Genomic DNA, 1766 nt, shown 5'->3' with positions numbered 1-1766 from the left:
CTATGGGCGTTGTTACTGCCGCCGAAGCATGTACCCGCTTGCTTTGGGATACACAAGATCAAGGCACATTCGTTTCACGTACAGTGGACTGGTCAGAACCAACCAACGTCCACCTCGTCAACATTCCAAAAAACAGCGCTTACCTTACCCACTTAAATAACTCTAACCAAGTAACCTCTAAATATGATGTCACTGGATTAACAACTTATGGGCAAATTACTGATGGTATGAATAGTGAAGGGCTTAGTGGTAATGTGCTGTACGACCGAAACATGGATACAGATGACTCAACGCAAGCTGACGACTTAGGTACGCTGACCTACCTTAAACATGTTTTATCGCAGTTTAGTACTGTTGAAGAGGCCGTTAAATTCGTTGAAAAATCGCAACCTGCCATTGAATTCGTACCCGGTATTCCCGTTAGAATTGCTCTGCACATTAGCCTTCAAGACACATCGGGTGACTCAGCAATTATAGAATTTAGAGCAGAAGGACCTCGAGTATGGCATGGCGCGGAATACACCGTAATGACCAACCAACCCGATTACGACCAACATCTGGCCAATGTAGAACGCTCTAAACGCGGTTGGGGGCCAAAAGAAGCACAATACTCACAAACCAACTTAGGGACTGGCGGTAATGCCAACCCAGAAGACAGGTTTGTACATTCAAGTTACTACATGGAACACCTTACGGAGCCGAGCAGCGTGATCAACGGTATGGTCAAACTGGACTCGCTTACTTACAAGATCCCACATGATGCGCCAATTGCACCCATTGATGGTGTGATGTCTGGCTACGCGACGGAATACGCTGTTAACTATCACCTACAAACAGGAGAAACGTTGCTTCGCTATCAGTGGGGAGATGACTTCACTCAGCTTCAATACAACATGCGAGATATCCAAGAATCTGGAAAAGCGATCAGCTTCCAGTTAATCCAGCCGGGTTTGATTGGAGATGTGACTGAAACGATCATTAAATCTGCAAACTAATCAAACTAAGCACGCGTAAACCTGAGACAAAGGCCACTTGGCCTTTGTCCTATTCATAATCAACACTCCGCTTCAACCAGAGTGCATCTACCGCGCTCTCACTCTCAACTTATATTAAGTACCTTTCAAAGCGATACTAAAGTTGGGTCTACAAATTCTTAGTTGCGTAACCCTTCAGTACTTCAACCAAACCTTTATACACATTGGTATTTTCAAAACTCGTTGGATAGAAGAATGAGAGCCCGAACTTCGCGCTGTGTGAAAGCAACTCATTGAACTCTATTCGGCGTAGCTGCTTCGTGTTCACCGCTTCGGTCGCTAAGCTTTTTGGAAGTAACGCCCAGCCATTCACTTTCACTAACTCCAGTAACATATCGTTATTACTAACGGTGCGAAAATACGGTGATATGCCCAACCACTCTGGCATGGTTTTGCTTTGGTTTTCACTGATGTATTGCGTTTCTAATTGAAGATCTTCAAGTCGAATCTCACCGATTTTGAACAAAGGACTATCAATCCGTGCGTAGGCAGCAATATCACCGTCACCAAGTTTGATGGCGCTGATTGGGTATTCCGACATGTTTTCCATTCGGTGCTGCATGATCGCAACTTTGTTGTGCGCTTGTGTCACATCAACCAAGATCTCATCTCGATTTCGATGCAGCCAATTGAGCACCATGTCCGGGTGAGCCTTCAAAACATGCTGTTCTATCTCCACCACTAAATCGTTGGGCATCAGAGTATCGTGATAGAAATCTAAACGGGTCAGTT

The 1766-nt window shown here is 45.0% G+C and carries 2 protein-coding genes; one reads left to right on the top strand and one right to left on the bottom strand.

Annotated elements, in window-relative coordinates:
- Nucleotides 1-2: 2 nt before the first annotated feature.
- The gene (locus AB4653_RS09155) at nucleotides 3-995 is read left to right on the top strand and encodes a linear amide C-N hydrolase (RefSeq protein ID WP_372103923.1); all 993 of its coding nucleotides are present in this window, start codon (nucleotides 3-5) and stop codon (nucleotides 993-995) included.
- 148 nt (nucleotides 996-1143) lie between these two features.
- Here AB4653_RS09155 and AB4653_RS09150 read toward each other — a convergent pair.
- On the bottom strand, nucleotides 1144-1766 hold a 623-nt coding region (locus tag AB4653_RS09150), incomplete at its 5' end, for a LysR substrate-binding domain-containing protein (protein ID WP_372103920.1).

The sequence above is a fragment of the Vibrio sp. 10N.222.48.A3 genome, from assembly GCF_041475345.1.
Classification (GTDB): Bacteria; Pseudomonadota; Gammaproteobacteria; order Enterobacterales; family Vibrionaceae; genus Vibrio; species Vibrio tasmaniensis_A.
The sequence above is the reverse complement of the archived record's forward strand: the minus strand, read 5'-3'. Positions and strand labels throughout refer to the sequence as shown.

Excerpts from the sequence above, each read along its gene's own strand:
- AB4653_RS09155 (WP_372103923.1), top strand. The coding sequence starts at position 3 with ATGGGCGTTGTTACTGCCGCCGAAGCATGTACCCGCTTGCTTTGGGAT.